Source organism: Sphingomonas sp. 3-13AW, assembly GCF_049311085.1.
In the GTDB taxonomy this organism is placed as follows: Bacteria; Pseudomonadota; Alphaproteobacteria; order Sphingomonadales; family Sphingomonadaceae; genus Sphingomonas.
In genome coordinates this window covers 1-1,092 of the sequence record NZ_JASNVZ010000053.1, presented here as the reverse complement: position 1 = coordinate 1,092, position 1,092 = coordinate 1, and the positions used below count along the sequence as shown (strand labels likewise).

Sequence of the window (1,092 nt, the reverse complement as noted above, 5' to 3'; positions counted from 1 at the left end):
GGCCGACCTCTCCTTATGTGCTGCTGTGCGTTTACGGCCAGTCGCTGGCGCAGGGCGATGAGACCTGGCCGGCGCTGTCCCGCACCAATCGCTTCGGCAACCTGATGCTGGGCGACAGCGTCCAGTATCTCGCCGGCGGCACCACAACCACGACGGGCACCTTCCTGCCGGTGGGCGGCGGCGATGTGCTGAAGCCGCTGGTGGCGGTGACGTTTTCGAACAACAGCGCGTTCATTGATGCGGCCGGCGAGGCGCAGCTCGCGCCGGGGAATGGCGCGCGCGGCGAGCCGATCAACCACGGCTGGGCGAACGGCGCACGCTATGCGCTCGGCCAGTATCTTCTCAACGAAGACTATTCGTCGCGCCGCTTCGTCTCGGTCAACGTCGCGGTCTCGGGCGCAACCATCGGCGAGCTGTCGAAGAACCACACCGAGGGCGGAAGCGAGAGCTACGGGCGGTACACGAGCGCCATTGCCAAGGTGAAGGCCATCGCGATCGCCGAGAGCAAGGCGGTTACGGTTGGCGCAGTCGGCTACCTGCAAGGCGAGCACGACTATCAGCAGGCGAGCGGGCACAATTCTCTGAACCGCACCTATGCGACGTACCGCGCGAAGTTCGAGGCAATGATCGCGAACATGCAGGGCGATGCGGTCGCCATCACCGGACAGGCTTTGCCCCCGCTATTCCTGACGTACCAGACCAGCGGCAGCTACACCCGCGACGTGGATGGAGACGGCGTACCAGGCCTGCACGTCGGCATGGCGCAGCTCGACGCGGTTCTCGCCAACCGCGCAACCGCGGCGATGGTCGGGCCGGCCTACCCATACACGGACAAAGGCGGGCATCTCGACAGCAACGGCTCGCGCTGGTTCGGGCACCAGTTCGCCAAGGTCTATCACCACGTCGCCGTGGAAGGCCGGGCTTGGGAGCCGCTGCGCCCCATCAAGATCACCAGGTCGGGCACGTCGACGATCTATGTCTCGTACCATGTTCCGTTCGGCCCGCTCGTCTTCGACGAGCCGCAGATGTCCGGCGGGGCCGAATACAGCAGTCCGACGAAAGGCTTTCGCCTCACCGACGACGCCGGTGCGA

1 protein-coding gene is annotated in these 1,092 nt (G+C 65.8%); it reads left to right on the top strand.

What is annotated here, in order from left to right:
* Positions 1–1,092 (top strand): hypothetical protein (locus QP045_RS21450; RefSeq protein WP_422517037.1); only part of this gene is annotated, 1,092 nt, incomplete at both ends.